We start from the raw sequence: 23,307 nt of genomic DNA, 5'->3' as shown, positions 1-23,307 counted from the left end.
TTTTAATTCAACGAAAATACCGCAAAATATGCAGACATAAACAAATTTTATCTAATTTTGCGCGTTAAAACATCCAAAGACACTGTTTAACAAGTATATACAGTAAATATGAAGTATGATATCTAAACCAAACAGACTCTATTTTATTGACGCCATGCGTGCTTGGGCTATTTTGATGATGCTCCAAGGACATTTTGTGGATGGTTTATTAGATAATGCCTTTAGAGATACATCAAATTTTGGATATACGCTTTGGCTTTATTTTAGGGGAGTTACAGCTCCTGTTTTTTTCACGGTTTCCGGATTTATTTTTACTTTTTTACTTATTAAGGGTGAAAAATCTGGATTTGATAACCCTAGAGTAACCAAAGGAATAAAAAGAGGTTTACAACTTATATTTATTGGATATTTATTGCGATTGAATTTCTGGGGTTTATTTGGGGGTTACATCTATGACTCTTTCTATTATATTGATGTTTTACATTGTATAGGTTTCTCTATTTTAGGAATTGTAGGGCTCTATGTACTGACCACCAAAAGAAAGGCATTTTTCCCTTTATTACTCATCACGATTACTCTTCTATTATTTATTTTCGAGCCTACCTATAAGCAATGGTCTCACAATTATTTACCGGTTTCGCTCGCGAACTTTTTAACGAAAGCCAACGGATCGGTTTTTACGATTTTTCCTTGGTTTGGTTACGCCACTTGTGGGGCGTTTTTATCTATCCTATTTTCAAAATTTAAAGAAGCTAAATATCTATATCCAGTAGCTATTTCAGTATCAATTGTACTAGGCTTAAGTTTAATTTTTGGTTCTTCTGAACTGTTTTTAGCCTTAGCAAAGTATACGAACATTCAGCTCATAGCTGATGTATTCTTTAATAATTATTTATTTATTCGTTTAGGCGATGTATTTCTTGTATTTGCCATTTTTATGATTTTACGTGGTTTATTAACACACCCTACTTTATTAAAAATAGGGCAAAGTACCCTTTCTATTTATGTAGTTCACTACATTATTTTATATGGCAGTTTCATTGGTTTAGGATTGTATTATTTTTTACATCACAGCCTTTCTCCTATGGCAGTTATAGTTGGCGCTTTATTTTTTATGTTGGTAAGCACTGCTACGGCTTTATATTATGAAAACCATAAAATAGCTATAAAGACGAGTATTAAAACCAAGCGTGTACAACTTTTTGAACCTTTAGATCCCTGGCTTTTATTCGCTTCAAAATTGTTTAAAGGCTATGTCATAAAGCTAAGAACTACTACTCTGAAGTTATTTAGATTAATTAAAGATTAATTTTCACATACCTAGTAATCCAAAGTTTCAAGTATCTTCACGCTCAAAAAAAAGACCATGAGCGAAAAAAATTACAGTCCCATAGGAATTGATTTAGAAAAAGATAAGGCTTACAGTTGGTGTACATGCAGCCATAGTAGCAATCAACCTTTTTGCGATGGTTCACACAGAGCGCAAAATGCTACGCCACCCATGCGATTTACCGTTGAAGAAGATAAAAAGGCATTTTTATGTACTTGTAAAAAAACAAGTAATCCACCGTATTGTGATGGCTCACATAATAAATAGTGATCGAAAGGCAGTGTCATTTGACGGTGCTTATTAAAAGATCAACCGACGAAAAAAGGGCTACTTAAAAATTTAAGTAGCCCTTTTTAATGCTTTAAAGCTGTATAAACTATACGTGCAATGCCCTATTGGCTGTTGCCGCTAGTGCCGCTTCTTTTACTGCTTCTGCATAGGTTGGATGCGCATGACTCATACGAGCGATATCTTCAGCAGATGCTCTGAATTCCATAGCCGTAACTCCTTCAGCTATTAAATCAGCAACACGGGCACCAATCATATGTACCCCTAAAACTTCATCTGTTTTTTTATCGGCTAATATTTTTACAAATCCATCGGTATCACCACTTGCCCTGGATCTGCCTAAAGCACGCATCGGGAAAGAGCCTGACTTATACTCAATTCCAGCTTCTTTTAATTGTTCTTCTGTTTTGCCTACGGACGCTACTTCTGGCCACGTATAGACTACACCAGGTATTAAGTTATAATCAATATGTGGTTTTTGACCCGCTATAATTTCAGCGACTAAAGTACCTTCTTCTTCGGCTTTATGAGCTAACATAGCCCCTTTTATAACATCACCTATGGCATAAATGTTAGCGACATTGGTTCTTAAATGTTCATTAACGGCTACTCTTCCTCTTTCTTCTAATTGTACACCTGCCGCTTCTAAATTTAATCCCTCAGTGTAGGCATGACGACCCACAGCAACTAAACAATAATCTGCCGTAAAACTAACTTCTTCTCCTTTTTTATTATCTGCTTTGACAACGATTTCTTTACCTTTACGCGCTACAGATTTTACTTTATGCGAAAGCTCAAATTTAACTTTTTGCTTTTTCATAACTTTCATTAATTCCTTAGACAAATCACCGTCCATGGTTGGGATGATCCTGTCCATATACTCTACAACGGTAACTTCAGCACCTAAGCGCTTGTATACTTGCCCTAACTCTAAACCAATAACACCACCACCAATGACAATCATATGTTTAGGCACTTCTTTAAGCTTTAAAGCCTCTGTAGAGGTAATAACACGTTCTTTATCTAATGTAATAAATGGCAAACTAGAGGGCTTAGATCCGGTGGCAATTATGGTGTTTTTTGCTTCAATAGTTTCTGTTTTTCCATCGTTTTTCTTGATATTTATATGAGTAGCATCTTTAAAGCTACCGATACCTTCAAAAACATCAATTTTGTTTTTATCCATCAAAAATTGAATCCCCTTGGTAGTCATATCCACTACTCCTTGTTTGCGAGAAATCATTTTTTCTAGGTTCAATTTTATTTCTCCTGGTATTTCAATACCGTGATCCTCAAAATGTTTTATCGCATCTTCATAATGATGTGAAGAGTCTAATAAAGCTTTCGAAGGGATGCAACCTACATTTAAACATGTACCACCTAAGGTACTATACTTTTCAATTATGGCTGTTTTCATTCCTAATTGTGCGCAGCGAATAGCTGCAACATATCCTCCTGGTCCTGAACCAATAATGGCTACATCGTATTTACTCATATCTTTGATTGAATTTTATAAACAGCACAAAATTAGCACTATTTTCTCTTAAACTATTGTTCTAGCCCCTAAACTTGTATTTTTTTAGGTCAATTTTCTTTTTAATTTTCACAAGGCAATCGCTGTAGTATGCTTCACTTCTGCGATCACAAAAGAACTCTGTGTGCTTCCTATGTGATGAATCGCAGTAAGTTTTGACACCATAAATTCTCTGTATTTTTCCATATCACTCACATGAATTTTTAAAATATAATCGTAATCCCCGCTGATGTGATAACACTCGACCACCTCTTTTAATTTTACAACTTCTCTTTCAAACAGCGTTACATAGTCTTTTGTATGTTGTGCCAGTTTTACATGGCAAAGTACCGTGAAAGGCCTTTCGACCTGTTTTTTATCGACTAAAGCCACATACTTACTAATGGTACCGGTTTTTTCCAGTCGCTTTATACGCTCGTAAACCGCTGTAACCGATAAGTTTAGGCTAATGGCATACTCTTTAGTGGTTCGTTTACAATCTTGTTGTAATAAACTCAAAAGTTTTCGATCAGTTTCGTCAAAAATCATTTAGATAAATTTTCATCTAATATAGCCAAAACATAACAATAATAGATTAATAAACTAATTATATGATTTTTATTAGTTAAATAGTTTGCTTTACACGAATTGTATTGGTTTTAAAACTAAATATATTTAATTTGGTAGTTCTAAAAATTTAATAGCATGAACTACAAGGCGTCAGATAAGTTACAAGATTTACAATATTTTGGAGAGTATGGAGGTGTCAACCCTTCTATTTCAGATTCTTCAACCTATACCTTTATATCAGCAAAAACAATGTTTGATACTTTTGAGGGAAATACAGAAGGCTGTTATTTATATAGTCGTCACTCTTCACCATCAAACTTATATTTAGGTGAAGCTTTAGCTGCTTTGGAAGGCACAGAAACCGCTAACGTTTATGGTAGCGGTATGGGAGCTATTACGGCGGTAATTTTGCAAATGTGTAATTCTGGTGATCATATTGTAAGTAGCAGAACAATTTATGGCGGAACCTATGCTTTTATGAAAAATTTCTTGAAAAAGTTTAACATCAAAGTTTCCTTTGTGGATACAACCTCTATCGAGGCTATTGAAAATGCCATTACCGATAGTACTAAAATGATATATTGTGAAGCCGTTAGCAATCCACTTTTAGAAGTAGCAAATATCGCAGCCATCTCAACATTGGCAAAAAAGCATGAATTACCTCTTGTCGTTGATAATACATTTTCACCTTTATCCGTAGCTCCTGGAAAATTAGGTGCAGATGTTGTGATTCATAGTTTAACGAAATTTATAAACGGCACTAGCGATTGCGTTGCAGGTGTAGTTTGTGGAACCACTGATTTTTGTTTGAGCTTAAAAGATGTGAATTCTGGAGCTGGAATGTTGTTGGGCAGTACCTTAGACAGTTTGCGAGCCTCATCGATCTTAAAAAATATGCGCACGTTGCACATAAGAATGAAAAAGCACAGTGAAAATGCTTTGTACTTAGCTGAGAAGTTTGAGCAAGACGGACTCAAAGTTTCCTACCCTGGATTAGCATCACATCCCGGACACCAAACCATGAAAACTCAAATGAATTCTGAATATGGGTATGGGGGTCTTTTAACCCTAAATGTGGGTTCATTAGAGAATGCAAACGCTTTAATGGAGTTGATGCAAGAGAAAAATCTTGGGTATTTAGCGGTTAGTCTTGGATTTTATAAAACCCTATTTAGTGCACCGGGCACTTCAACATCTTCTGAAATTCCATTAGAGGAGCAAATAGCAATGGGATTATCAGAAGGCTTAATTAGATTTTCTATTGGGTTAGACAACGATATTGAAAGAACTTACAAGACCATGAAAGGCTGTATGGAGCAATTACATATATTGAACCTAAAGCCTGTATCTTAAAATTAGGGAATGACATTTCTTGCATGAAAACCAGCAAAATCGTATTATTACCAGATAACTAACGAGATACTTTAATGCAAAACCAAAGTTTAAACCCCTCCGGTCCTGAAAATGAACATATTGTAGAGAACAGAGAACTAAGTATTTGGGAGGCATTAATTCCTGTCGTACTCTTAATGGCTATGTTAGCCTATAATATTTTCTTTGCAGGCGGTGAGGTCCTGGGAGAATATTCTAACCAATTTATTTTACTTATTGGAGGTGTTTTTGCGGCTATCGTAGGTTTATTTAATAAGTCTACCTTAAAAACAATGGCCAAAGAAATATGGGAAAATTTGCGAAGCGTTTTTATTCCCATCATGATTTTATTTTTAGTCGGGGCCTTGGCGGGTACCTGGTTGGTAAGTGGTATTATTCCGGCCATGGTTTATTATGGATTACAAGTATTAAACCCCACAATTTTTTTACCAGCCTCTGTAATTATTGCAGCTATTATTTCTATTGCTACAGGGAGTTCATGGACCACTTCAGCTACCGTTGGTATTGCATTGGTAGGTATAGGAACTGCCCTTGGAATTCCTACGGGAATGATTGCTGGTGCCGTTATTTCTGGTGCTTATTTCGGTGATAAAATGTCGCCTTTAAGCGATACTACAAATTTAGCTCCAGCTATGGCAGGAACAGATCTGTTCACTCACATTAAATATATGGCCTATACAACAGTGCCTACCATACTTATTACTTTAGTAGTTTTTACCATCATTAGTTTAAATATTGATACCACAGGAACTGCAGATATTAGCGGTTTATTAAAAACAATTGAAACCACCTTTGCCATAACACCTTATTTATTTATTGTACCTATTGTGGTTATTGTTTTAATCCTTTTTAAAACAAAACCCTTGGTGGCCTTAGGCGTAGGCGTTGGACTGGCAGCCATTTTTGCCATGATTTTTCAAACTCAAATATTAGAAACACTTCATGAATCAGAAGTAACAGCACTTTTTAATGCTATTTTTACCGATACAGCCATTGTAACCGACAATGATAAACTAAATGAGTTATTCAGCTCAGGCGGAATGGAAGGGATGCTTTGGACGATTTACTTAATATGTTGTGCCATGGTCTTTGGCGGTATTATGGATGGTATCGGAGCCCTAGCCAGGATTACAAAAGCACTATTATCGATCGCTACTTCCACATTCGGACTTTTTTCAAGTACCGTTATTAGTTGTTTGGGCCTTAATACTATTGCTAGTGACCAATACCTAGCCATCGTGATTCCGGGTAAAATGTTTAAAAAGGCATATCAAGACAAAAAATTAGCCCCAGAAAATTTAAGTAGAACTTTAGAAGACTCGGGCACCGTAACTTCGGTATTAATTCCTTGGAATACCTGTGGTGCTTATCAATCGGGGGTATTAGGCGTAAGCACGGGAGACTATTTTATATATGCTATTTTCAACTGGTTAAGCCCTATTATGACCCTCACTTTTGCTGGTCTCAATATTAAAATAAGACAATTGGTTAGTGCCAAAAAATCATAAAAAAACTAAAGGATAATTTCTTTTTAAATACTTCTCATTAATTAAAAAAAACAGTTTTTAGTTTTTGTCAATTTATGATTCTTTTCTTTATCAAACTCGCCGAATAAACGGCTCAAAATTCTCGTTTTGATAAAGAAAATGCATTTAATTCGAGTCCATTTGTAAAGACTATACACCTATCAAATATAGCAATCCAAAGCCGCGATAACCTTTCATAATAGTCTTAATTTTGCCATAGATTTTAACAATAAAAAACATAAAGTACTATGGCAATTGTAGGTAAAAAGTTTCCAAATTTAAGTGTAAATGCAATGAACGATTTAGGAGATACTTTTAAAATAAATGTATTAGAAGAAGCTCAAAAAAACAATAAAAAGGTACTACTTTTTTGGTATCCAAAAGATTTCACTTTTGTATGCCCTACAGAATTACATGCTTTTCAAGCGGCATTAGGAGAGTTTGAGAAAAAAAACACCATGGTTATCGGAGCCTCTTGTGATACGGCCGAAGTGCACTTTGCTTGGTTAAGTACAGCCAAAGATAATGGCGGGATCGAAGGTGTTACCTACCCAATCTTAGCAGATAGCAATAGAAATTTAGCGTCTACCTTAGGTATTTTAGACATTACCAATGAACAATACAATGAAGAAACAGGCGTAGTAACTGTTGAAGGTGATAATGTTACTTATAGAGCTACGTATTTAATCGATGAAGAGGGTACTGTATTTCACGAAGGAATTAATCATATGCCATTAGGGAGAAACGTAAATGAATACCTACGTTTAATCGATGCTTACACCCACGTACAAGAAAAAGGCGAAGTTTGTCCAGCAAACTGGGAAGAAGGTAAAAATGCGATGACTGCTGACAGATCTGGAGTTGCTAGTTACTTGTCTGCTCACGCTAACTAAGAACAAAAAACCATACAGAAATAATCTATTGTCACTAAAGGCAATAGGTTATTTTGTTTAAAATAAAAATAAAACACATACTGATGATTTTAGAATTAGAACAAGATAATTTAAAAGAGATAATTGACCAAAACCAAAATGTTATGGTTCAATATTCGGCTACATGGTGCGGAAATTGCCGTATTATGAAGCCAAAATTTAAAAAGGAAGCTACAGAAAACGAGACCATTACTTTTGTTATGGTAGATGCTGAGAAATTCCCTGAATCTAGAAAATTAGCGAACGTAGACAATTTACCTACCTTCGCCGCTTTTACAGGAGGTAAGCTTAAAAATCAGATACAAACTAACAAATACGAGGTTTTAAAAGAATTGATTCATGAAATTACCAGTAATTAAACATTTAACGAGTTTTATCGAGAAAAACGATGAAGACTATATTATTGAAACGATAGAAACCTTAGAGGACTTGACGGAAGTATCTTCTTTAAAAGATGAAGAACTTGATGTTATCGGGGAATTAATTTCGAATATGTATGGCGCCCTTGAAGTTCAAAAAGCCATCAAAAGCGGAACTCCACAAAAAGAAGCCTTGAATAGTTTTATGCAACGCGTTATGGGTGCTATCGATAAGTAAGTAGGATTCGTTTTAATCTAAATTACGGGCTACCCTAACTATTTTCATTTTTTTTAATGAAGTTTAGATGCTTATTAAAAACTTTAGAGTTAAGGGGCTGGTTTTTAAGGATTTTCATTTTACAAACGTATCAAGGTATATAGTTTTTCTTTAGCATCATGTTATCAAAGGCTCGACTAAATAATTAGAAAAGAAAGTCCGTTTACTACAATAAATGGACTTTTATATTTTCAACTAATTTTACTTAGTTTTTAGGGATATATTTTATAATTTCACCTCAAATTAAACACAAGGATTATGGCTACAGTAACACTAAAAGGAAATCAAATTTACACCATAGGAAATTTGCCATCAAAAGGGGTTTCAGCACCCAATTTTGAGCTCACTAAAAACGATTTATCTACGGCAACTTTAGCCGATTATAGAGGTAAAAAAGTAGTTCTAAATATTTTTCCAAGCATAGATACAGGAACATGTGCACAATCTGTGCGCCAATTTAACCAAGAAGCATCTGAATTAGAGAATACCATAGTGCTGTGCATTTCAAAAGATTTACCCTTTGCACAAGCTCGTTTTTGTGGTGCGGAAGGGATTAAAAGTGTAGAAATGCTATCTGATTTCAAAGATGGTAATTTTGGTAGTTCGTACGGATTATCATTTTCTGATGGTCCTTTAGCACCTTTACATTCGAGAGCTGTCATTGTTTTAAACGAACAGGGAAAAGTTGTTTATACGGAACAAGTTGCTGAAATTGTTGACGAACCAAATTATAAAGCAGCGTTAGAGGCCTTGTTAGATGAATAAAAAAAAGGAATCGTTTGTTGTAAACCGAGTAAAAAGTGTGGGCTTCGCTTTGCGCGGAGCTTTACTTTTAATAAAAACAGAAGCTAGTATTAAAGTTCAAGTGTTTATAGGACTTTTAATCACCGCTGCTGGCTTTTATTTCGAAATATCAAACACCGAATGGATTCTTCAAATCTTCGCTATTGCTTTAGTGATAGGCATTGAAGGTATGAATACTGCTGTAGAAAAAGTAGCCGATTTTATTCAGCCCGAATTTGATCCTAAAATTGGTTTTATAAAGGATATTGCGGCCGGAGCCGTGATGATTGTTTCTATAGCGGCTACGATTATAGGTTTAATCATCTATGTTCCCAAATTTTTTTAAAACTACAATCCCCTAAGCTTAAATGCTAAATTCGTATTTTAGCCCCAAGAATTAATGACTTAATGGCAAAGAAGACAAAAAGCCCAAAAAAAACTGCAACTCCCAAAAAGAGTTTCTTTTCATTATCAAAACAAAATAAAATTATCCTAGGAAGCTTAATCATGCTTTTTAGTGTAGCACTCTTCTTTTCTTTTATTTCATTCTATTTTACTTGGAAAGGAGATCAAAGCTTATTGTCTGAATTTGTTTCTAGAAATAAAGAAACAAAAAACTTACTCAACAAGTTTGGAGCAAGTATTAGCCACTTTTTTATCTATAAAGGCTTTGGTATAGCCTCTTTCATTTTTACGTTTTTATTTTTTTTAACAGGTTTAAAACTTTTTTTGAGTTTAAAAGCTACAGGGCTACTCAGAAAATGGAGTTGGGGTATGGTTTTCATTATATGGACTGCTATTGCCCTTGGTTTTTTTGCGGAATCGTACCCTTTGTTAGGGGGTATCGTTGGCTATGAAATGAACGATTACTTACAGGATTATACGGGGAAATTAGGAGTATTTCTGCTCTTGTTATTTGGTTTGGTTTTTATTTTAGTGCGCCTATTCAAAGTAACTCCTGATCTCATAAGTGATTTTTATACCAAGAATAAAAAAGAAATATCTTCCGAATTTAAAAATAAGGAAACTTCAAAAACCTATACTGACGAAGAAATTGAGGATTTAATTGCCAAGGAAGAGAAACAAGCACTGATTGATACCTACACGCATAAAAAAGACATCCCTCCTTTAGAACCAGAGGCTAAAACCCTAGCTGATGGATTTGAAGTTACGATTCCAAAAGAAGAAGAGGTTATCGATGATCTTAAAATGGAGGTGAAAAGTGTTGTCGAAGAAGTGGAAGATTTAGATTCGCTGGCTAATAAATTAGTGGAAGATTTTGGAGAGTTTGATCCTACCTTAGAATTGGGTAATTATAAGTTTCCAACCATAGAGTTATTAGATCAACATGGCGTTACCGGTGGAATTACTATAAATCAGGAAGAACTTGAGGAAAATAAAAATAAGATTGTAGAAACCTTAAAAAATTATAAAATCGGTATTGCTCAAATTAAAGCTACTATCGGTCCTACCGTAACCTTGTATGAAATTGTCCCAGAAGCCGGTATTCGTATTTCAAAAATTAAAAACTTAGAGGATGATATAGCACTATCGCTTGCTGCTTTAGGTATTCGGATTATTGCTCCAATTCCAGGAAAAGGTACCATTGGTATTGAAGTTCCTAATAAAAACGCTACTATTGTTTCGATGCGATCGGTCATTACGTCTAGTAAGTTCCAAAAGGCAGAAATGCAACTTCCTATTGCTTTTGGTAAAACGATTAGTAACGAAACCTTTGTAGTTGATTTGGCAAAAATGCCGCATTTGTTAATGGCAGGTGCCACAGGACAAGGTAAATCTGTTGGTTTAAATGCAGTATTGACATCGCTCTTATACAAAAAACACCCTTCGGAAGTAAAGTTTGTGCTTATAGATCCTAAAAAAGTAGAACTTACGCTTTTCAACAAAATTGAACGTCATTTTTTAGCCAAATTGCCTGACACCGATGATGCCATTATTACCGATAATACAAAAGTAATTCACACTTTAAATTCACTCTGTATAGAGATGGACAATAGGTACGAACTACTTAAATTAGCTCTCGTTCGTAATATCAAAGAATACAATACAAAGTTCAAAGCTCGGAAGTTAAATCCGAATGACGGACACATGTACTTGCCGTATATTGTTTTAGTGATTGATGAATTTGCCGATTTAATTATGACCGCTGGTAAAGAAGTAGAAACTCCCATTGCTCGTTTAGCGCAATTAGCTAGAGCCATTGGAATTCATTTAATTATAGCCACACAAAGACCGTCGGTAAACGTAATTACTGGGATTATAAAAGCTAATTTCCCAGCGAGAATCGCTTTTAGAGTAACCTCAAAAATAGATTCAAGAACCATTTTAGACGCACAAGGCGCCGATCAGTTAATAGGTAGAGGCGATATGTTGTATACGCAAGGTAACGATGTTACTCGTATTCAGTGTGCTTTTGTGGATACTCCAGAGGTTGCCAAAATAGTGGAGTATATAGGTTCTCAACGAGGTTTCCCGGATGCTCATTTATTACCTGAATATGTGGGTGAAGATTCTGGCACAAGTATTGATTATGATATATCAGAAAGAGATGCTTTGTTTCGAGATGCCGCTGAAGTGATTGTCATTGCACAACAAGGTTCAGCCTCTTTAATTCAAAGAAAATTAAAATTAGGGTACAATAGGGCTGGTAGAATTATAGATCAACTAGAAGCTGCTGGTATCGTTGGGCAATTTGAAGGCAGCAAAGCGCGACAAGTTTTAATCTCTGATATGGTGGCCTTAGATCAGCTATTAAATAATGAAAAAGGCTAAATGAAATATAGATTTAAACCCTAAAAAACGAAGGTGAGTTGCATGGGAAAGTGTTCCTTTGAAAACAAATATATACTTTGGGTTTACACTATACATTTTATTTAGAATCGCTCATCAGTGATTTTATCCTTTATTGATAAAAAAAATTAACTATTACAAATTTCAGCTTTGGTAAAAAGTCTAGAGCTTAAAACTATTTAAAATGAAAAAATTACTGGTATTTATTATCCTTTTAGCGTCTGCCTCAGGTACGGCACAAAATGCTGCAAAAGCAAAAACATTATTAGATGAAGTGTATACTAAAGTTAAATCATATGATAATATTTATGTAGATTTCAAGTATAGCTTACAAAATAAAGAAGCGAATATCAATCAAGAAACTAGAGGTGATGTTACGATGCAAGGCGATAAGTACTTGTTTAATTATTTAGGGGCTCAGCAAATCTTTGATGGAAATAAAGTATACACCATAGTTCCTGAAAACGAGGAAGTTACTATAGAAAACAAATCTGATGATGAAAATACAATTACACCGTCAAAAATGCTTACTTTCTATAAAACTGGGCATACCTATGCCTGGGATATTATGCAGACCATTGAAGGGCGTAAAATACAATTTGTCAAGTTAACACCCATGGATACGAATTCTGAAATTAAAACCATTTTGTTAGGGGTAGATGCAGAAACAAAACATATTTATAAACTTATAGAAACAGGCAAAAATGGTACAAAAACTACCATCACTGTTAATTCTTTTAAAACAAATCAACTTTTATCGAAAAGCTTATTTACTTTTGATGAAGCAAAGTACAAAAAACAAGGATACTACATCATCAAAAATTAGATCTTGAGAATATTAGACAGTTATATTTTAAAGCGTTTTCTATATAATTTCTTCAGCTCGTTTGCTATCTTGATGCTCATCTTCATATTCCAAACGATTTGGCTATTTATTGATGATTTGGCAGGCAAAGGTTTAGATATTGTCATTATTGGTAAATTTTTGTTTTATATTATGCCCAATCTTTCAGAGAAAGTACTGCCCTTAACGGTACTACTAGCTTCTATACTTACTTTTGGGTCCCTAGCAGAAAACTATGAATTTGCAGCAATGAAGGCTTCTGGCATTTCCTTGCAACGATCTATGGCTGTTTTAATCATTTTTGTTTCTTTACTAGGCGTTTTGGTGTTTTATTTTGCCAATAGTGTGATCCCTGCTGCGGAACAAAAAATATATAATCTTCGTAAAAATATTGGCCAAGTAAAACCATCCACTGCGATCGTCGAGGGTGCTTTTAGTGATTTAGAAGGCACCAATATGAATATGAAAGTGGATCGAAAGTACGGAGAAAATGAGCGATATCTTGACAATGTTATTATTCATAGAAAACTAGATAATAATGTCAACAACACGGTAATTAAGGCTAAAACGGGAGAATTAGTAAGTAGTGAAGGCTCAGATATTCTGCAACTTGTTCTAAGAGATGGGTATTATTACGAGGAACGAAAGACTAAAGATGCAAATGAAAATAGAAAACAACCGTTTGCAAAATCTAGCTTCGACACCTATACCCTAAACCAAGATATTTCTCGGCTCGATGTTAATTTAGAAGAAGACCGCGAGGTGACCACCGATAAGATGAAAAATGTATCGCGCTTAATTAAGGATGCCGATTCTATAAATACCAATAATAAAGCTATTGTTGGTACTTTTTCTAAAAGTATTTCTAATCGAATGGGTGCTTTTTTAATCTTATCAGCATCGGACAGTATTGCCCAAACAAAATTAATGAGCAGGCCTGCTGATTCATTAGAGTTGTTTAAGAAAAATATTGACACTTTAAGGCTTGTAAATTTATTTGAACCCTACCAAAAAGCGCAGATTTTAACCTCGGCTTTAAATACTACAACAAATATTATCGGTTCTATTGAAAGTAAGAAAGATGAATTAGATAAACGATTCAAAATTTACAATATGCACATTGTATCGCTTCACAAAAAGTTTGCGTTGGCCTTATCCTGTATTATTTTATTTTTTGTAGGAGCTCCTTTAGGGGCCATCATTAGAAAAGGTGGTCTAGGCCTACCTATGGTCATTGCTATTGTTTTATTTTTAACCTATTATTTTATAGGCGTTTTTGCTGAAAACTATGCTAAAGAAGGTAATATGAACCCTATTTTAGGAGCTTGGGCTTCTACCTTGATTATGATGCCTTTAGGTATTTTCTTAACCAAAAGAGCCACAGCAGATAAAGGACTTATAAATTTTGGAAGCATGATCGATTTTTTTCAAAATTTAATCTTAAAAAGAATTCGTACAAAATAATGAACATGGAAAAAAGTATTCATCTTGATACTATTGAAGATGCGATTAACGATATTAAAAACGGAAAAGTTATTATCGTCGTCGATGATGAGAATAGAGAAAATGAAGGTGACTTTCTTGCGGCGGCAGAATTAGTAACCCCAGAAATGGTCAACTTTATGGCGTATCATGGCCGTGGTTTAATTTGTACTCCTTTGACTGAAAGTAGATGCAAAGAGTTAGGCTTACCCATGATGGTTACCAATAACACCGATCATATGGAAACCGCATTTACGGTATCTGTGGATTTAAAAGGAAATGGCGTTACAACTGGTATTTCAGCCTCAGATAGAGCTAGAACAATTTTAGCACTCACGGATTCTACAACAAAATCGTATGAATTGGCCAGACCTGGTCATATTTTTCCGCTAGTTGCCAAAGAGGGAGGTGTTTTAAGACGAACTGGTCATACAGAAGCTGCCATAGATTTTGCGCGTTTAGCTGGTTTGCAACCGGCAGGAGTAATTGTCGAAATCATGAATGAGGACGGTACCATGGCACGTTTACCTGAACTACTAAAAGTAGCCAAAAAGCATGATTTAAAAATTGTATCCATCGAGGCCCTTATCGCTTATCGTATGGAACACGATAGTCTTATTGAGAAGAAAGAAGATTTTACCATTACAACACGTTTTGGAGATTTTAGGTTGCGCGCCTATCAACAAACCACCAATGATCAAATACATATTGCCCTCACCAAAGGATCATGGAAAAAAGACGAGGAAATATTGACTCGGATTAATTCTACGTTAATTAATAATGATATTCTAGGGACTTTAACGAATAATCCTGATAAAAAACTAGAAGACATGTTTCATGCCATTAACACCGCTGGAAAAGGAGCTTTTGTATTTATCAATCAAGAAATTCAATCCTTAAACCTTTTAAATCGCCTTTCTGCCTTAAAAGAATTACAAACGAATGGCCAAATAAAAGCACCTAAAATAGAAATGGATTCGAAAGATTTTGGTGTTGGCGCTCAAATTTTACACGATCTAAATATTTCAAAAATACGTTTGCTAACCAACACAATTCAAACAAAAAGAGTGGGTATTGAAGGCTATGGTCTTGAAATTGTAGATTATGTATCTTACTAGCCTAATTCCTTGATAATTTTAGCCATTTTTTGAGCCCTTTCCCTAACTTCTTCTTCTGTCCAGCTTAGTTTTATAAGGCAAGAGATAGTTTTAGAAATAATAGCATCTGAGGCAGAAAAGTCAGACTTATAATAATTGGGTAGGCCATCATATTGCGCATTTGAAAAATAATTCAAGCCCTTTAAATGTTTTAAGTGGTCCCATTTCTTGTGGTAATGCCAGTTGTTGTCGAACCAATAAAATGTAGCATCTACACCTTGTTTCCCAAATGCCTCGTGGACTCTTTTCGTAGCCGCTTTTGTTGGCAAAAAGAAATTAAAAAAGGAATAATTTTGAACTCCTCCTTTGGGTATTCGTCTAAATGTTACTTCTGGAATATTTTTTAAAACTTCTTCAATAATACGGTAATGCTTTTTTTGAATGGCAATAAAATCATCTAAGCGTTTTACTTGCGCCACACCTACTGCAGCATTAAGTTCTGATATTCTAAAATTATATCCTAAAATAGGGTGCTTGTCTGCTCCCCTATCCGTTCCTAAGTGATCATGACCATGATCTGTATACGCCTGTGCCTTTGTAAATAAATCTTTACTATTCGTTATGATAGCACCACCTTCACCACAGGTAATCGTTTTTACATAATCAAAAGAAAAACAACCTATTTTACCAATAGAACCTAGAGGTTTGTTGTTAAACGTACCACCAATTGCTTGGCAAGCATCTTCAATTAGTATTAACTTGTGCTTTTTACATACCTTTCGTAAGCTGGTTAAGTCTGCCATGGAACCACACATATGCACTGCCATTACCGCCTTTGTTTTTTTGGTAATCGCTTTTTCAACAGCCTCGGCATTTAATCCTAAGGTATCATCTACATCAACTAAAATTGGAACAGCACCAACCGAAAGTATGGCTTCAAAAGAAGCTACAAAAGTAAAGGTGGGTAAAATTACTTCATCGCCTGAATTGATATGCGTCGCCATTAAGGCCACGGTCAAGGCCGCGGTTCCGCTACTTACCACGTGAGCGTGCTTTACTTCCATTCGCTCAGCTACCTGTTGTTCTAATTCTAAGGCTTTCCAATGGTTGCGAGCCTTATCAAAACCGTAACGCATTAAAACTCCTGAATCTAAAACATCATTCACTTCTTTTCGCTCTAAGTCTCCAAAAAATTCAAATCCAGGCATTCTTTTAAATTTTAGTTATTGTATTTTGTCTTCTTGTCTAGTTTGCTTTAGTACCTGATGCTTTGTTAAAAATATTAAAATTACAAATCAATGACACAGTCACTAAGTGGTTTTCGAACTTTGGCGAAATTAGAAAATACATCGTCCTCTGCTCTATACCCTACCGGTAAAACTAAAACAACTTCTAAATTCTTTTCCTTTAATTTTAAAATTTCATGATATTCCTTGGCTAAAAAACCTTCCATAGGGCAGGCATCGATTTCTTCTATGGCACATACTGTTAATAGATTACCCATGGCTAAATAGGCCTGATTGGTAGCCCATGTTTTAATTTCGTCTATGGTTTTTTTAGAAAAATCTTGAATTAAAAAATTTTTAAAAGGATTTAAAATTTCATCAGATGTGTTTCTAAGCTTCTTGACATTTTTAAAATAATTGTTTATATAGGTTTCGTCTATTTGTGATTCAATGCAAAAAACTAAAAGATGCGACGCTTGTCCTACTTGTTTTTGATGGTAAGAAACTGGTACTAGTTGATCTTGAAGCTTTTTATCTTTGATGACTAACATTTTAATGGGCTGCAAACCGTAAGAAGTTGCGGTTAAATTAAAAGCCTCTTTTAAAATTTGAATTTTAGCTTCAGGGAGAATTTTAGCATCATCAAACTTTTTCACTGCATAACGCCATTGTAATTGTTGAATACTATTCGTCATTTTCTTTATCAATTATTTTTTGCTGTCAAAGTTAGTCATTTTAAGCTTTTATTCGATAAGTGAAAGTCTAAAAGCGGTGGGTTATTTGCTATTCATAAAATATAAATTTCAGCTATAAATTATTTTTGAAAAATATTTTAAAACCTTTGATAAAATTCAAAAAAGGTTGTTATATTTGCACCCGCCAATGGGAAGTCAAATTTCCAATCAGGGCTTAGTGCACTGAAAAGGCAAAGGCAATAGACACTTGGAGAAATGGCAGAGTGGTCGAATGCGGCAGTCTTGAAAACTGTTGAGGGTCACACCTCCGGGGGTTCGAATCCCTCTTTCTCCGCTGGGAATGTATCAAATTCCACTAAAACCCTGTAAATTAAATGTTTACAGGGTTTTTAATTTTATTCAATATCAAATAAAACTAAAAAATATCAAATAAAAAGTGCGGGATTCGGTGCGTATTTTTTAAAATAAAATTTACGCACCGAATTGATTGTAAAATACAGTAATACAGTGTATTACAATCGTATCTTGATTTTTATAATTTATATTTTTTTTGTATTTTAGTGGAGATAAAAAATACGCACCGATGCAAACTACATTCTCCATCCTATTCTACCCTCGAGGAAACGATATTGACAAAAACGGTTATGCGCCCATATATGCACGTATTACTGTAAATGGTAAGCGAAGTGAGTTTAGCATAAGGCGTAAAGTGCAATTAACGCGATGGAATTCTGATGCAGGTAAAATAAGAGGCACTACTCCCGACGTTCGGGAATTGAATAAATATCTTCTCTCAATAGAACTTAAGATTAATAAAATTCAAGAACAGCTATCGGAAAATAACATTTTGATTACTGCAGAAAAAATCAAAAACATCTATTTAGGAAAGAATAGCAATCAAAAGATGCTATTAGCGATTTTTCAAGAACACAATGATCAAGTTAATGAATTAATTGGCAAAGATTTTTCAGCAGGAACAGCGGAACGCTATAAAACGGCAATGAAGCATGTTACTGATTATATACTAAAAGAGTATCAAGTTAAAGATATTCCTGTTAGAGAAGTAGATCTTAAGTTTATTACTGGATTTGAATATTATCTAAAAACTACAAGAAACTGTGCTCACAATTCAGCAATTAAATACATAACGAATTTTAAAAAAATCATTCGCATTGCCTATGCCAATGACTGGATTAGCAAAGACCCTTTTATCCATTGGAAAGCCAAACTTAAAATTGTGGACAGGGAATTTCTAACAAGTGATGAAATTCAAAAAATAGTTGAAAAGGATTTTTCAACTGACCGATTGAACCAAGTTAAGGACATCTTTATTTTTAGTTGCTTTACTGGTTTGGCCTATGCTGATGTAAAAAAGCTTACCAAAAATGATATTGTTATTGGTATTGATGGCCAAAATTGGATTAAAACCAAAAGAACAAAAACAGATACAAGAAGTAATATTCCTATTCTTTCAATTCCCCAGGCAATTATTGATAAATACGAAGCACATCAGGAATCTTTGGACACTGAACTTTTGCTCCCTGTTTTAAGCAACCAAAAAATGAATGCTTATCTCAAAGAAATTGCAGATTTATGTGAAATAAATAAAAATCTAACATTTCATTTAGCACGTCACACCTTTGCTACTACTGTAACACTTACAAACGGGGTTCCTATTGAATCAGTAAGTAAAATGCTTGGGCATAAATCTTTGAGGACGACACAGCACTATGCTAAAATTATAGATAAAAAAGTAAGTGAAGATATGAATGCTTTGAGATTGAAAATGGATGCTATTGAACAAAACAATGAAAAAAAATCTATAAATCAATAAGCTAATTTGATGTTTTAAAATAGCAGCGATATAATATTAGCCGTTTTAAATCCCGAAATCGATCAAAATCTTTGTTTTCTATTGTTAATAACCCATAATCTTCCCAAAAACCGCGTTTTTTTGGTCATTTAATTTCATGCTAAATGATACCAGATTTTACCAATTAAAATGTTTTTATTTTGTGGTCATAAAAATTAGTTTATTTTAACTTAATATATTGTATATCAATTATTTGTGAATAACTAATTAATTTTTTTTCTTCTTTCAATAGCCCTGTTTTATACCTTTATTACCTTAATCCCATAAGGGAAAGCAAAAGCGCTTTTGTTCATTTTATTAACCTAAAACAATAAAAATGGACACTATTTTAATACTGGAACGACTGGATCGTTTAGAGAAACTACTTATAGGAAGCAAAGAAGTATTGACCTTTGATGAAGCCAGTGACTATACGGGCATTTCGCGAAGTTATCTATACAAACTCACAGCTTCCGGAAAAATTCCACACTCCAAACCCAACGGTAAAATGGTCTTTTTTGATAAAAAGAAGCTTGTAGATTGGTTACTCCAACATCAGCGAGAACCAAGAATGGAAATAAAGGACAACTCCCAAACTGGTAATCTGGCGAATAAGCATGCTTAAACTTTTATAAAGCAACAGCAAACAAGTCAAACGATTTGCCGTGACTTCCCATGGCACAAAAACACTTCTTATGAAACAGATACCTTATATACGTGTGGGCACGTCCTATTACAAACTCGTCAAGGCTCCGACCATAGCCGGTCACTTCAATGAAATTCTGGTGCATTGGAACATGGAGACCATCAAACAGGACCATGGTAAAGACCATTTGAGTAAAATCCCTAAATACGATGGCTTTACCTGTATTCCGAGCCATATAGAATTTAAACAGGAATATCTTGGGTTCTATAACATCTATTCCCCTTTGGGCAAAGTGCCCAAAGAGGGAGACGTTACCTTATCCCTAAAATTTGTAAAGCACATCTTTGGTAAACACTACGAACTTGGATTGGATTATCTGCAATTATTGTATCTAAAACCCATCCAAGTGCTACCAATATTATGTTTGGTGTCCAAGGAACGCTCCACAGGGAAAAGTACCTTTTTAAAATGGCTCAAGGAAATCTTTGAGAACAACCTGACCTACCTGACCAATGATAGTTTCAGCAGCCAGTTCAATGCCGATTGGGCAAACAAACTCCTGATATGTATCGATGAAGTCCTTTTCAATAAGGAAGAGCTGACCGAACGCATCAAATACCTGAGCACCACCAACATCAATAAACTGGAAGCCAAGGGCAAGGACAAGCGAGAGGTTGAGTTTTTTGGCAAGTTTATCCTGTGCAGCAATAATGAGGAAAGCTTTATAAAAATTGATGCCAATGAAACACGGTTTTGGGTAATTAAAGTGCCAACCTTAGAGGTAGAACAAACAAATTATTTAGAGAAATTAGTTGAAGAGATTCCAGCTTTCCTATACTACTTAGCAAATCGAAAATTACATTCAAAGCATTTGACCCGTATGTGGTTCACCGCACACCAGATCAAAACAAATGCCCTGGTAAAGTTGGTGCAAAACAATCGCAACCGGGTAGAAAAAGAACTGGCCAGTATTCTGATGGGAGTGATTGAGAAATTTGATTTGGAAGCTGTTGACCTTTGTCCCATGGATGCATTATTGGCACTGAACAGGACTCGGGTAAAAACGGATCTGACCCAACTACGAAGGCTGCTCAAAAATGATTGGAGGTTAAGCAACAAGGACAACTCCAATAGCTATCAGAAATTTGTGATTTGGACAGATGGCGATATCAACCTAATCGATGCCAAAGGACGCTATTTTACCGTTGAGAAATCATTTTTAACCGAAAATTTTGATGATTTGATGACAGGATGACGAAATCGCTGTATTTGTTGAGCTTAAGCCGTCATCATGTATTCATCATTTTGTCATCAAAAAATATAATGATGACAGGATAATGCCATAAAAAACCAAGAATGATGAAATGATGACACATTGATGACTGAACAAACGTAATGTTTATAAGGCTTAACAGAGGAAATCATCAAAAAAACAAAAATACACCTAAAAACACATTGGCTTATGAAAGAAAAAATAAATTGTGAAACAGCCCGTAATTTTTCAGTGGAAAAAACACTGGAAAAATTAGGGCACTTTCCCAAAAGGACAGTGGAAAAAGAAGCTTGGTTTCTGAGTCCTTTCAGGTCAGAAACCCAAGCCTCTTTTAAAGTCTCTAAAACCAAGAACCGATGGTACGACCATGGTGAAGGTGTGGGCGGTAACGTGATAGACCTTGTATGTCGGATTCTAAAATGTTCCATAGGTGAAGCCTTGGCATTTTTAAACGATGGGGTCGCAAAAAACACATTTAGAGAGCAACGGATTTTTAAAGACAACGACACAGGACTTGGCATTGTTAAGGTTCAGGACATCACGCACCCTGCCCTCATTCAATATCTGGGTTCAAGGGGCATTCCGATAAACACTGCCAAGACCTTTTGCAAAGAGGTTTGGTACCAGCATAAGGAAAACCGATTTTTTGCCATTGGCTTACAGAACCATCAAGGTGGTTGGGAACTGAGGAACAAACTATTTAAAAACAGTAGCAGCCCAAAATCCTATACCTACCTCCAAAACAATAACAAACAACTCATCATTCTGGAGGGGATGTTTGATTTGTTATCACTGGCCACTTTAGATGACATCCAAATAAAAACTTCAGATATCATTGTTTTGAATTCCATAGCCTTCATAAAAACCATTGAACCATATTTAAAGGCCTATGAATCTGTCCTTATTTATCTGGATAATGATAATGCTGGAAGACAGTCTGCCAAGTATCTAATGGATCATCATAAGCATATCATGGATCAAAGCCATATCTATAAAAACCATAATGATTTAAACGATTTGTTGTGCCATGAAAGCGGATGATTTTAATTTCAAACCAAATGATGATAGGGAACGGACTGTAAAGATTCCTGCCAAAGCACTGAGCCAATCGGATAGTATAGAATTGGATATGAAACGGATTGTAATGGAAAACGAAATCATGGTCGGTAGGAATTCGAGATGTGTGTCTGTGGACACATTCTCGTTTGCTCCCGAAGGTCGCAAAGAAAAAAAAAGAGTGTTTAAGGGGAAAAGTGACCTAGTTAAGTTTCGATGTACCATCTATGAAAAGAAGCTTTTGAATATCAAAGCAGCCAGAAGCGGTTTGACATTAAGTGAATACATACGGCGTAGCCTATTTGAACAGGAAATTACTGAACGTTTTACCGAGGAGCACATCGAACTTTATAAAATGCTCATCAAGTACCATAACAACTTTAAGTCCATTGGGAACATGTTCAAAAAACGGAACCCCAAGCTTATGGAAGAAGTCCATGCCTTGGCGAACGACATCAAGGCACATCTTAAAAAATTTCAACCATGATAGGAAAAGGAAAAAGTATATCACATACCCGGGCTTCCATGTCCTACGGATGGAACCAGGAAAAGGATGCCCAGATCGTACTGAAGGAATTCCTGCATGGGGATACGCCTGCAGAGATCACCAAGGAGTTCAAAATGGTCCAGGACCTGAACTACCATTGTACCAAGAATACCCTCTCCTTTGTCATCAGTCCGACCATTGAAGATGGCAAACACTTGGGAACAAAGGAACTCAATGAAATCACGGCACGTTTTATAAAGGACATGAACCTGGGCGAACGTCAGGCCATCGCTTTTGTACATCAGGATAAGGAGCATAAGCATATCCATTTATATGTCAACCGTATTGATTTTAGGGGTGTTGCCTATAACGATAGTTTTATAGGGAAGCGCAGCCAATTGGCCGCTGAAAGGGTGGCTGAACGTATGCAGCTGACCACGGTCAAACAGGTGCAATTTGAAAAAGCTTTCAATTTGATGGAAATCCGTACTGAAATCAAACGAAGGCATGACCTGACCATGAAACAGTTCCAGCCCAAATCCTTTGATGATTATGTCAAGGCGATGGAGACCAATGGGGTAAAAGTTATTCCAACCATAAACAACCAAAATAAGCTTCAGGGCTTTCGGTTTGAGTTTGATGGGCATAACCTGAAGGGAAGCGAGGTACACCGCAATATGTCCATTGGAAATATCGGAAAACAGATGTCCGGGATTCAGGGCGCAAGTATTTTAAAGGAAAACAATATAAGTATTAAACTTGCAGACAAGATGGTTGACTTGGCACCAAGCTTGGCACTAAAAATAACCAAGTATGTTATTAAAAGAGCCATTGATAAAGGCATGGGAATCGGATATTAAACTTAAAC

The 23,307-nt window shown here is 35.3% G+C and carries 23 protein-coding genes and 1 tRNA gene; 20 read left to right on the top strand and 4 right to left on the bottom strand.

All coding sequences use genetic code 11. The features are described 5' to 3' along the window. Positions 1–115 precede the first annotated feature (115 nt). Entirely contained in the window at positions 116–1,309 is a 1,194-nt protein-coding gene (locus GQ45_RS02200) for a heparan-alpha-glucosaminide N-acetyltransferase domain-containing protein (RefSeq protein WP_047414717.1), read from the top strand. Positions 1,310–1,366: 57 nt separating this feature from the next. Beyond that, positions 1,367–1,597, top strand: a complete 231-nt coding sequence (locus GQ45_RS02195; RefSeq protein ID WP_047414716.1) for a CDGSH iron-sulfur domain-containing protein — start codon at positions 1,367–1,369, stop codon at positions 1,595–1,597. A gap of 109 nt (positions 1,598–1,706) precedes the next feature. On the opposite strand, the gene lpdA is transcribed toward GQ45_RS02195, so the two are convergent. Next, positions 1,707–3,113, bottom strand: a complete 1,407-nt coding sequence (gene lpdA, locus GQ45_RS02190) for a dihydrolipoyl dehydrogenase (protein WP_047414714.1) — start codon at positions 3,111–3,113, stop codon at positions 1,707–1,709. Between the two features lie 108 nt (positions 3,114–3,221). Further along, complete coding sequence (locus GQ45_RS02185; protein ID WP_047414712.1) at positions 3,222–3,680, bottom strand: Lrp/AsnC family transcriptional regulator; 459 nt, start codon at positions 3,678–3,680, stop codon at positions 3,222–3,224. Between the two features lie 156 nt (positions 3,681–3,836). On the opposite strand from GQ45_RS02185, the gene GQ45_RS02180 reads away from it, so the two are divergent. The 11 genes from GQ45_RS02180 (at position 3,837) to ribB (ending at position 15,225) form a co-directional block, all read left to right on the top strand. Next, the gene (locus GQ45_RS02180) at positions 3,837–5,054 is read left to right on the top strand and encodes a PLP-dependent aspartate aminotransferase family protein (RefSeq protein WP_047414710.1); all 1,218 of its coding nucleotides are present in this window, start codon (positions 3,837–3,839) and stop codon (positions 5,052–5,054) included. Positions 5,055–5,128: 74 nt separating this feature from the next. Beyond that, complete coding sequence (gene nhaC / locus GQ45_RS02175; protein ID WP_047414707.1) at positions 5,129–6,601, top strand: Na+/H+ antiporter NhaC; 1,473 nt, start codon at positions 5,129–5,131, stop codon at positions 6,599–6,601. A gap of 266 nt (positions 6,602–6,867) precedes the next feature. Beyond that, entirely contained in the window at positions 6,868–7,512 is a 645-nt protein-coding gene (locus GQ45_RS02170; protein WP_047414706.1) for a peroxiredoxin, read from the top strand. Between the two features lie 83 nt (positions 7,513–7,595). Further along, a complete protein-coding gene (locus GQ45_RS02165; protein WP_047414704.1) occupies positions 7,596–7,910 on the top strand; it encodes a co-chaperone YbbN in 315 nt (104 codons plus the stop codon). Next, positions 7,891–8,148, top strand: coding sequence for a hypothetical protein (locus GQ45_RS02160; protein WP_047414702.1), 258 nt, complete (start codon positions 7,891–7,893; stop codon positions 8,146–8,148). Before GQ45_RS02165 ends, GQ45_RS02160 begins: the two co-directional genes overlap by 20 nt. A 297-nt stretch (positions 8,149–8,445) precedes the next feature. Continuing rightward, on the top strand, positions 8,446–8,952 hold the full coding sequence (tpx, locus tag GQ45_RS02155; RefSeq protein WP_047414700.1) for a thiol peroxidase: 507 nt from the start codon (positions 8,446–8,448) through the stop codon (positions 8,950–8,952). Then, entirely contained in the window at positions 8,945–9,316 is a 372-nt protein-coding gene (locus tag GQ45_RS02150; RefSeq protein ID WP_047414698.1) for a diacylglycerol kinase family protein, read from the top strand. The genes tpx and GQ45_RS02150 overlap by 8 nt, the downstream gene beginning before the upstream one ends. Positions 9,317–9,378: 62 nt before the next feature. Beyond that, positions 9,379–11,763, top strand: a complete 2,385-nt coding sequence (locus GQ45_RS02145; protein WP_047414697.1) for a DNA translocase FtsK — start codon at positions 9,379–9,381, stop codon at positions 11,761–11,763. A 202-nt stretch (positions 11,764–11,965) separates the two neighbouring features. Then, positions 11,966–12,607, top strand: coding sequence for an outer membrane lipoprotein carrier protein LolA (locus GQ45_RS02140; RefSeq protein ID WP_047414696.1), 642 nt, complete (start codon positions 11,966–11,968; stop codon positions 12,605–12,607). A gap of 3 nt (positions 12,608–12,610) precedes the next feature. Continuing rightward, positions 12,611–14,089, top strand: a complete 1,479-nt coding sequence (locus GQ45_RS02135; protein WP_081980850.1) for an LptF/LptG family permease — start codon at positions 12,611–12,613, stop codon at positions 14,087–14,089. A 5-nt stretch (positions 14,090–14,094) separates the two neighbouring features. Next, positions 14,095–15,225, top strand: a complete 1,131-nt coding sequence (gene ribB, locus GQ45_RS02130; RefSeq protein WP_047419924.1) for a 3,4-dihydroxy-2-butanone-4-phosphate synthase — start codon at positions 14,095–14,097, stop codon at positions 15,223–15,225. Here ribB and GQ45_RS02125 read toward each other — a convergent pair. Continuing rightward, positions 15,222–16,412, bottom strand: a complete 1,191-nt coding sequence (locus tag GQ45_RS02125; protein ID WP_047414694.1) for a DegT/DnrJ/EryC1/StrS aminotransferase family protein — start codon at positions 16,410–16,412, stop codon at positions 15,222–15,224. The two genes, ribB and GQ45_RS02125, sit on opposite strands and share 4 nt — an antisense overlap. Before the next feature lie 80 nt (positions 16,413–16,492). Beyond that, a complete protein-coding gene (locus GQ45_RS02120) occupies positions 16,493–17,125 on the bottom strand; it encodes an NAD(P)H-dependent oxidoreductase (protein ID WP_047414693.1) in 633 nt (210 codons plus the stop codon). Between the two features lie 249 nt (positions 17,126–17,374). On the opposite strand from GQ45_RS02120, the gene GQ45_RS02115 reads away from it, so the two are divergent. From GQ45_RS02115 to GQ45_RS02085, 7 genes are all read left to right on the top strand, one after another. After that, positions 17,375–17,459: transfer RNA gene (locus GQ45_RS02115), tRNA-Ser, on the top strand. A gap of 249 nt (positions 17,460–17,708) precedes the next feature. Beyond that, the gene (locus GQ45_RS02110) at positions 17,709–18,959 is read left to right on the top strand and encodes a site-specific integrase (RefSeq protein ID WP_047414692.1); all 1,251 of its coding nucleotides are present in this window, start codon (positions 17,709–17,711) and stop codon (positions 18,957–18,959) included. A 355-nt stretch (positions 18,960–19,314) separates the two neighbouring features. After that, positions 19,315–19,602, top strand: a complete 288-nt coding sequence (locus tag GQ45_RS02105) for a helix-turn-helix domain-containing protein (RefSeq protein ID WP_047414691.1) — start codon at positions 19,315–19,317, stop codon at positions 19,600–19,602. A gap of 70 nt (positions 19,603–19,672) precedes the next feature. Beyond that, positions 19,673–20,878, top strand: coding sequence for a primase-helicase family protein (locus GQ45_RS02100; RefSeq protein WP_047414690.1), 1,206 nt, complete (start codon positions 19,673–19,675; stop codon positions 20,876–20,878). 207 nt (positions 20,879–21,085) lie between these two features. Further along, entirely contained in the window at positions 21,086–21,937 is an 852-nt protein-coding gene (locus tag GQ45_RS02095; protein WP_047414689.1) for a toprim domain-containing protein, read from the top strand. Continuing rightward, the gene (gene mbpA / locus GQ45_RS18175) at positions 21,924–22,439 is read left to right on the top strand and encodes a mobilization protein MbpA (protein WP_231555142.1); all 516 of its coding nucleotides are present in this window, start codon (positions 21,924–21,926) and stop codon (positions 22,437–22,439) included. Before GQ45_RS02095 ends, mbpA begins: the two co-directional genes overlap by 14 nt. Continuing rightward, positions 22,436–23,299 (top strand): relaxase/mobilization nuclease domain-containing protein, encoded by an 864-nt coding sequence (locus GQ45_RS02085; RefSeq protein WP_047414688.1) that lies wholly within the window; start codon positions 22,436–22,438, stop codon positions 23,297–23,299. Before mbpA ends, GQ45_RS02085 begins: the two co-directional genes overlap by 4 nt. The last annotated feature ends 8 nt before the right edge of the window (positions 23,300–23,307 follow it).

The organism is Cellulophaga sp. Hel_I_12, from assembly GCF_000799565.1.
Lineage (GTDB): Bacteria > Bacteroidota > Bacteroidia > Flavobacteriales > Flavobacteriaceae > Cellulophaga.
The sequence above is the reverse complement of the archived record's forward strand: the minus strand, read 5'-3'. Positions and strand labels throughout refer to the sequence as shown.

What these genes read in the sequence shown, in the direction of transcription:
- GQ45_RS02195 (WP_047414716.1), top strand. Translation starts at nt 1,367, where the DNA reads ATGAGCGAAAAAAATTACAGTCCCATAGGAATTGATTTAGAAAAAGAT.
- GQ45_RS02200 (WP_047414717.1), top strand. Translation starts at nt 116, where the DNA reads ATGATATCTAAACCAAACAGACTCTATTTTATTGACGCCATGCGTGCT.
- lpdA (WP_047414714.1), bottom strand. Translation starts at nt 3,113, where the DNA reads ATGAGTAAATACGATGTAGCCATTATTGGTTCAGGACCAGGAGGATAT.
- GQ45_RS02165 (WP_047414704.1), top strand. Translation starts at nt 7,596, where the DNA reads ATGATTTTAGAATTAGAACAAGATAATTTAAAAGAGATAATTGACCAA.
- GQ45_RS02150 (WP_047414698.1), top strand. Translation starts at nt 8,945, where the DNA reads ATGAATAAAAAAAAGGAATCGTTTGTTGTAAACCGAGTAAAAAGTGTG.
- GQ45_RS02120 (WP_047414693.1), bottom strand. Translation starts at nt 17,125, where the DNA reads ATGACGAATAGTATTCAACAATTACAATGGCGTTATGCAGTGAAAAAG.
- GQ45_RS02085 (WP_047414688.1), top strand. Translation starts at nt 22,436, where the DNA reads ATGATAGGAAAAGGAAAAAGTATATCACATACCCGGGCTTCCATGTCC.
- GQ45_RS02125 (WP_047414694.1), bottom strand. Translation starts at nt 16,412, where the DNA reads ATGCCTGGATTTGAATTTTTTGGAGACTTAGAGCGAAAAGAAGTGAAT.
- GQ45_RS02180 (WP_047414710.1), top strand. Translation starts at nt 3,837, where the DNA reads ATGAACTACAAGGCGTCAGATAAGTTACAAGATTTACAATATTTTGGA.
- GQ45_RS02105 (WP_047414691.1), top strand. Translation starts at nt 19,315, where the DNA reads ATGGACACTATTTTAATACTGGAACGACTGGATCGTTTAGAGAAACTA.
- tpx (WP_047414700.1), top strand. Translation starts at nt 8,446, where the DNA reads ATGGCTACAGTAACACTAAAAGGAAATCAAATTTACACCATAGGAAAT.
- GQ45_RS02095 (WP_047414689.1), top strand. Translation starts at nt 21,086, where the DNA reads ATGAAAGAAAAAATAAATTGTGAAACAGCCCGTAATTTTTCAGTGGAA.
- GQ45_RS02170 (WP_047414706.1), top strand. Translation starts at nt 6,868, where the DNA reads ATGGCAATTGTAGGTAAAAAGTTTCCAAATTTAAGTGTAAATGCAATG.
- GQ45_RS02145 (WP_047414697.1), top strand. Translation starts at nt 9,379, where the DNA reads ATGGCAAAGAAGACAAAAAGCCCAAAAAAAACTGCAACTCCCAAAAAG.
- mbpA (WP_231555142.1), top strand. Translation starts at nt 21,924, where the DNA reads ATGAAAGCGGATGATTTTAATTTCAAACCAAATGATGATAGGGAACGG.
- GQ45_RS02100 (WP_047414690.1), top strand. Translation starts at nt 19,673, where the DNA reads ATGAAACAGATACCTTATATACGTGTGGGCACGTCCTATTACAAACTC.
- nhaC (WP_047414707.1), top strand. Translation starts at nt 5,129, where the DNA reads ATGCAAAACCAAAGTTTAAACCCCTCCGGTCCTGAAAATGAACATATT.
- GQ45_RS02185 (WP_047414712.1), bottom strand. Translation starts at nt 3,680, where the DNA reads ATGATTTTTGACGAAACTGATCGAAAACTTTTGAGTTTATTACAACAA.
- GQ45_RS02110 (WP_047414692.1), top strand. Translation starts at nt 17,709, where the DNA reads ATGCAAACTACATTCTCCATCCTATTCTACCCTCGAGGAAACGATATT.
- GQ45_RS02140 (WP_047414696.1), top strand. Translation starts at nt 11,966, where the DNA reads ATGAAAAAATTACTGGTATTTATTATCCTTTTAGCGTCTGCCTCAGGT.
- GQ45_RS02160 (WP_047414702.1), top strand. Translation starts at nt 7,891, where the DNA reads ATGAAATTACCAGTAATTAAACATTTAACGAGTTTTATCGAGAAAAAC.
- ribB (WP_047419924.1), top strand. Translation starts at nt 14,095, where the DNA reads ATGGAAAAAAGTATTCATCTTGATACTATTGAAGATGCGATTAACGAT.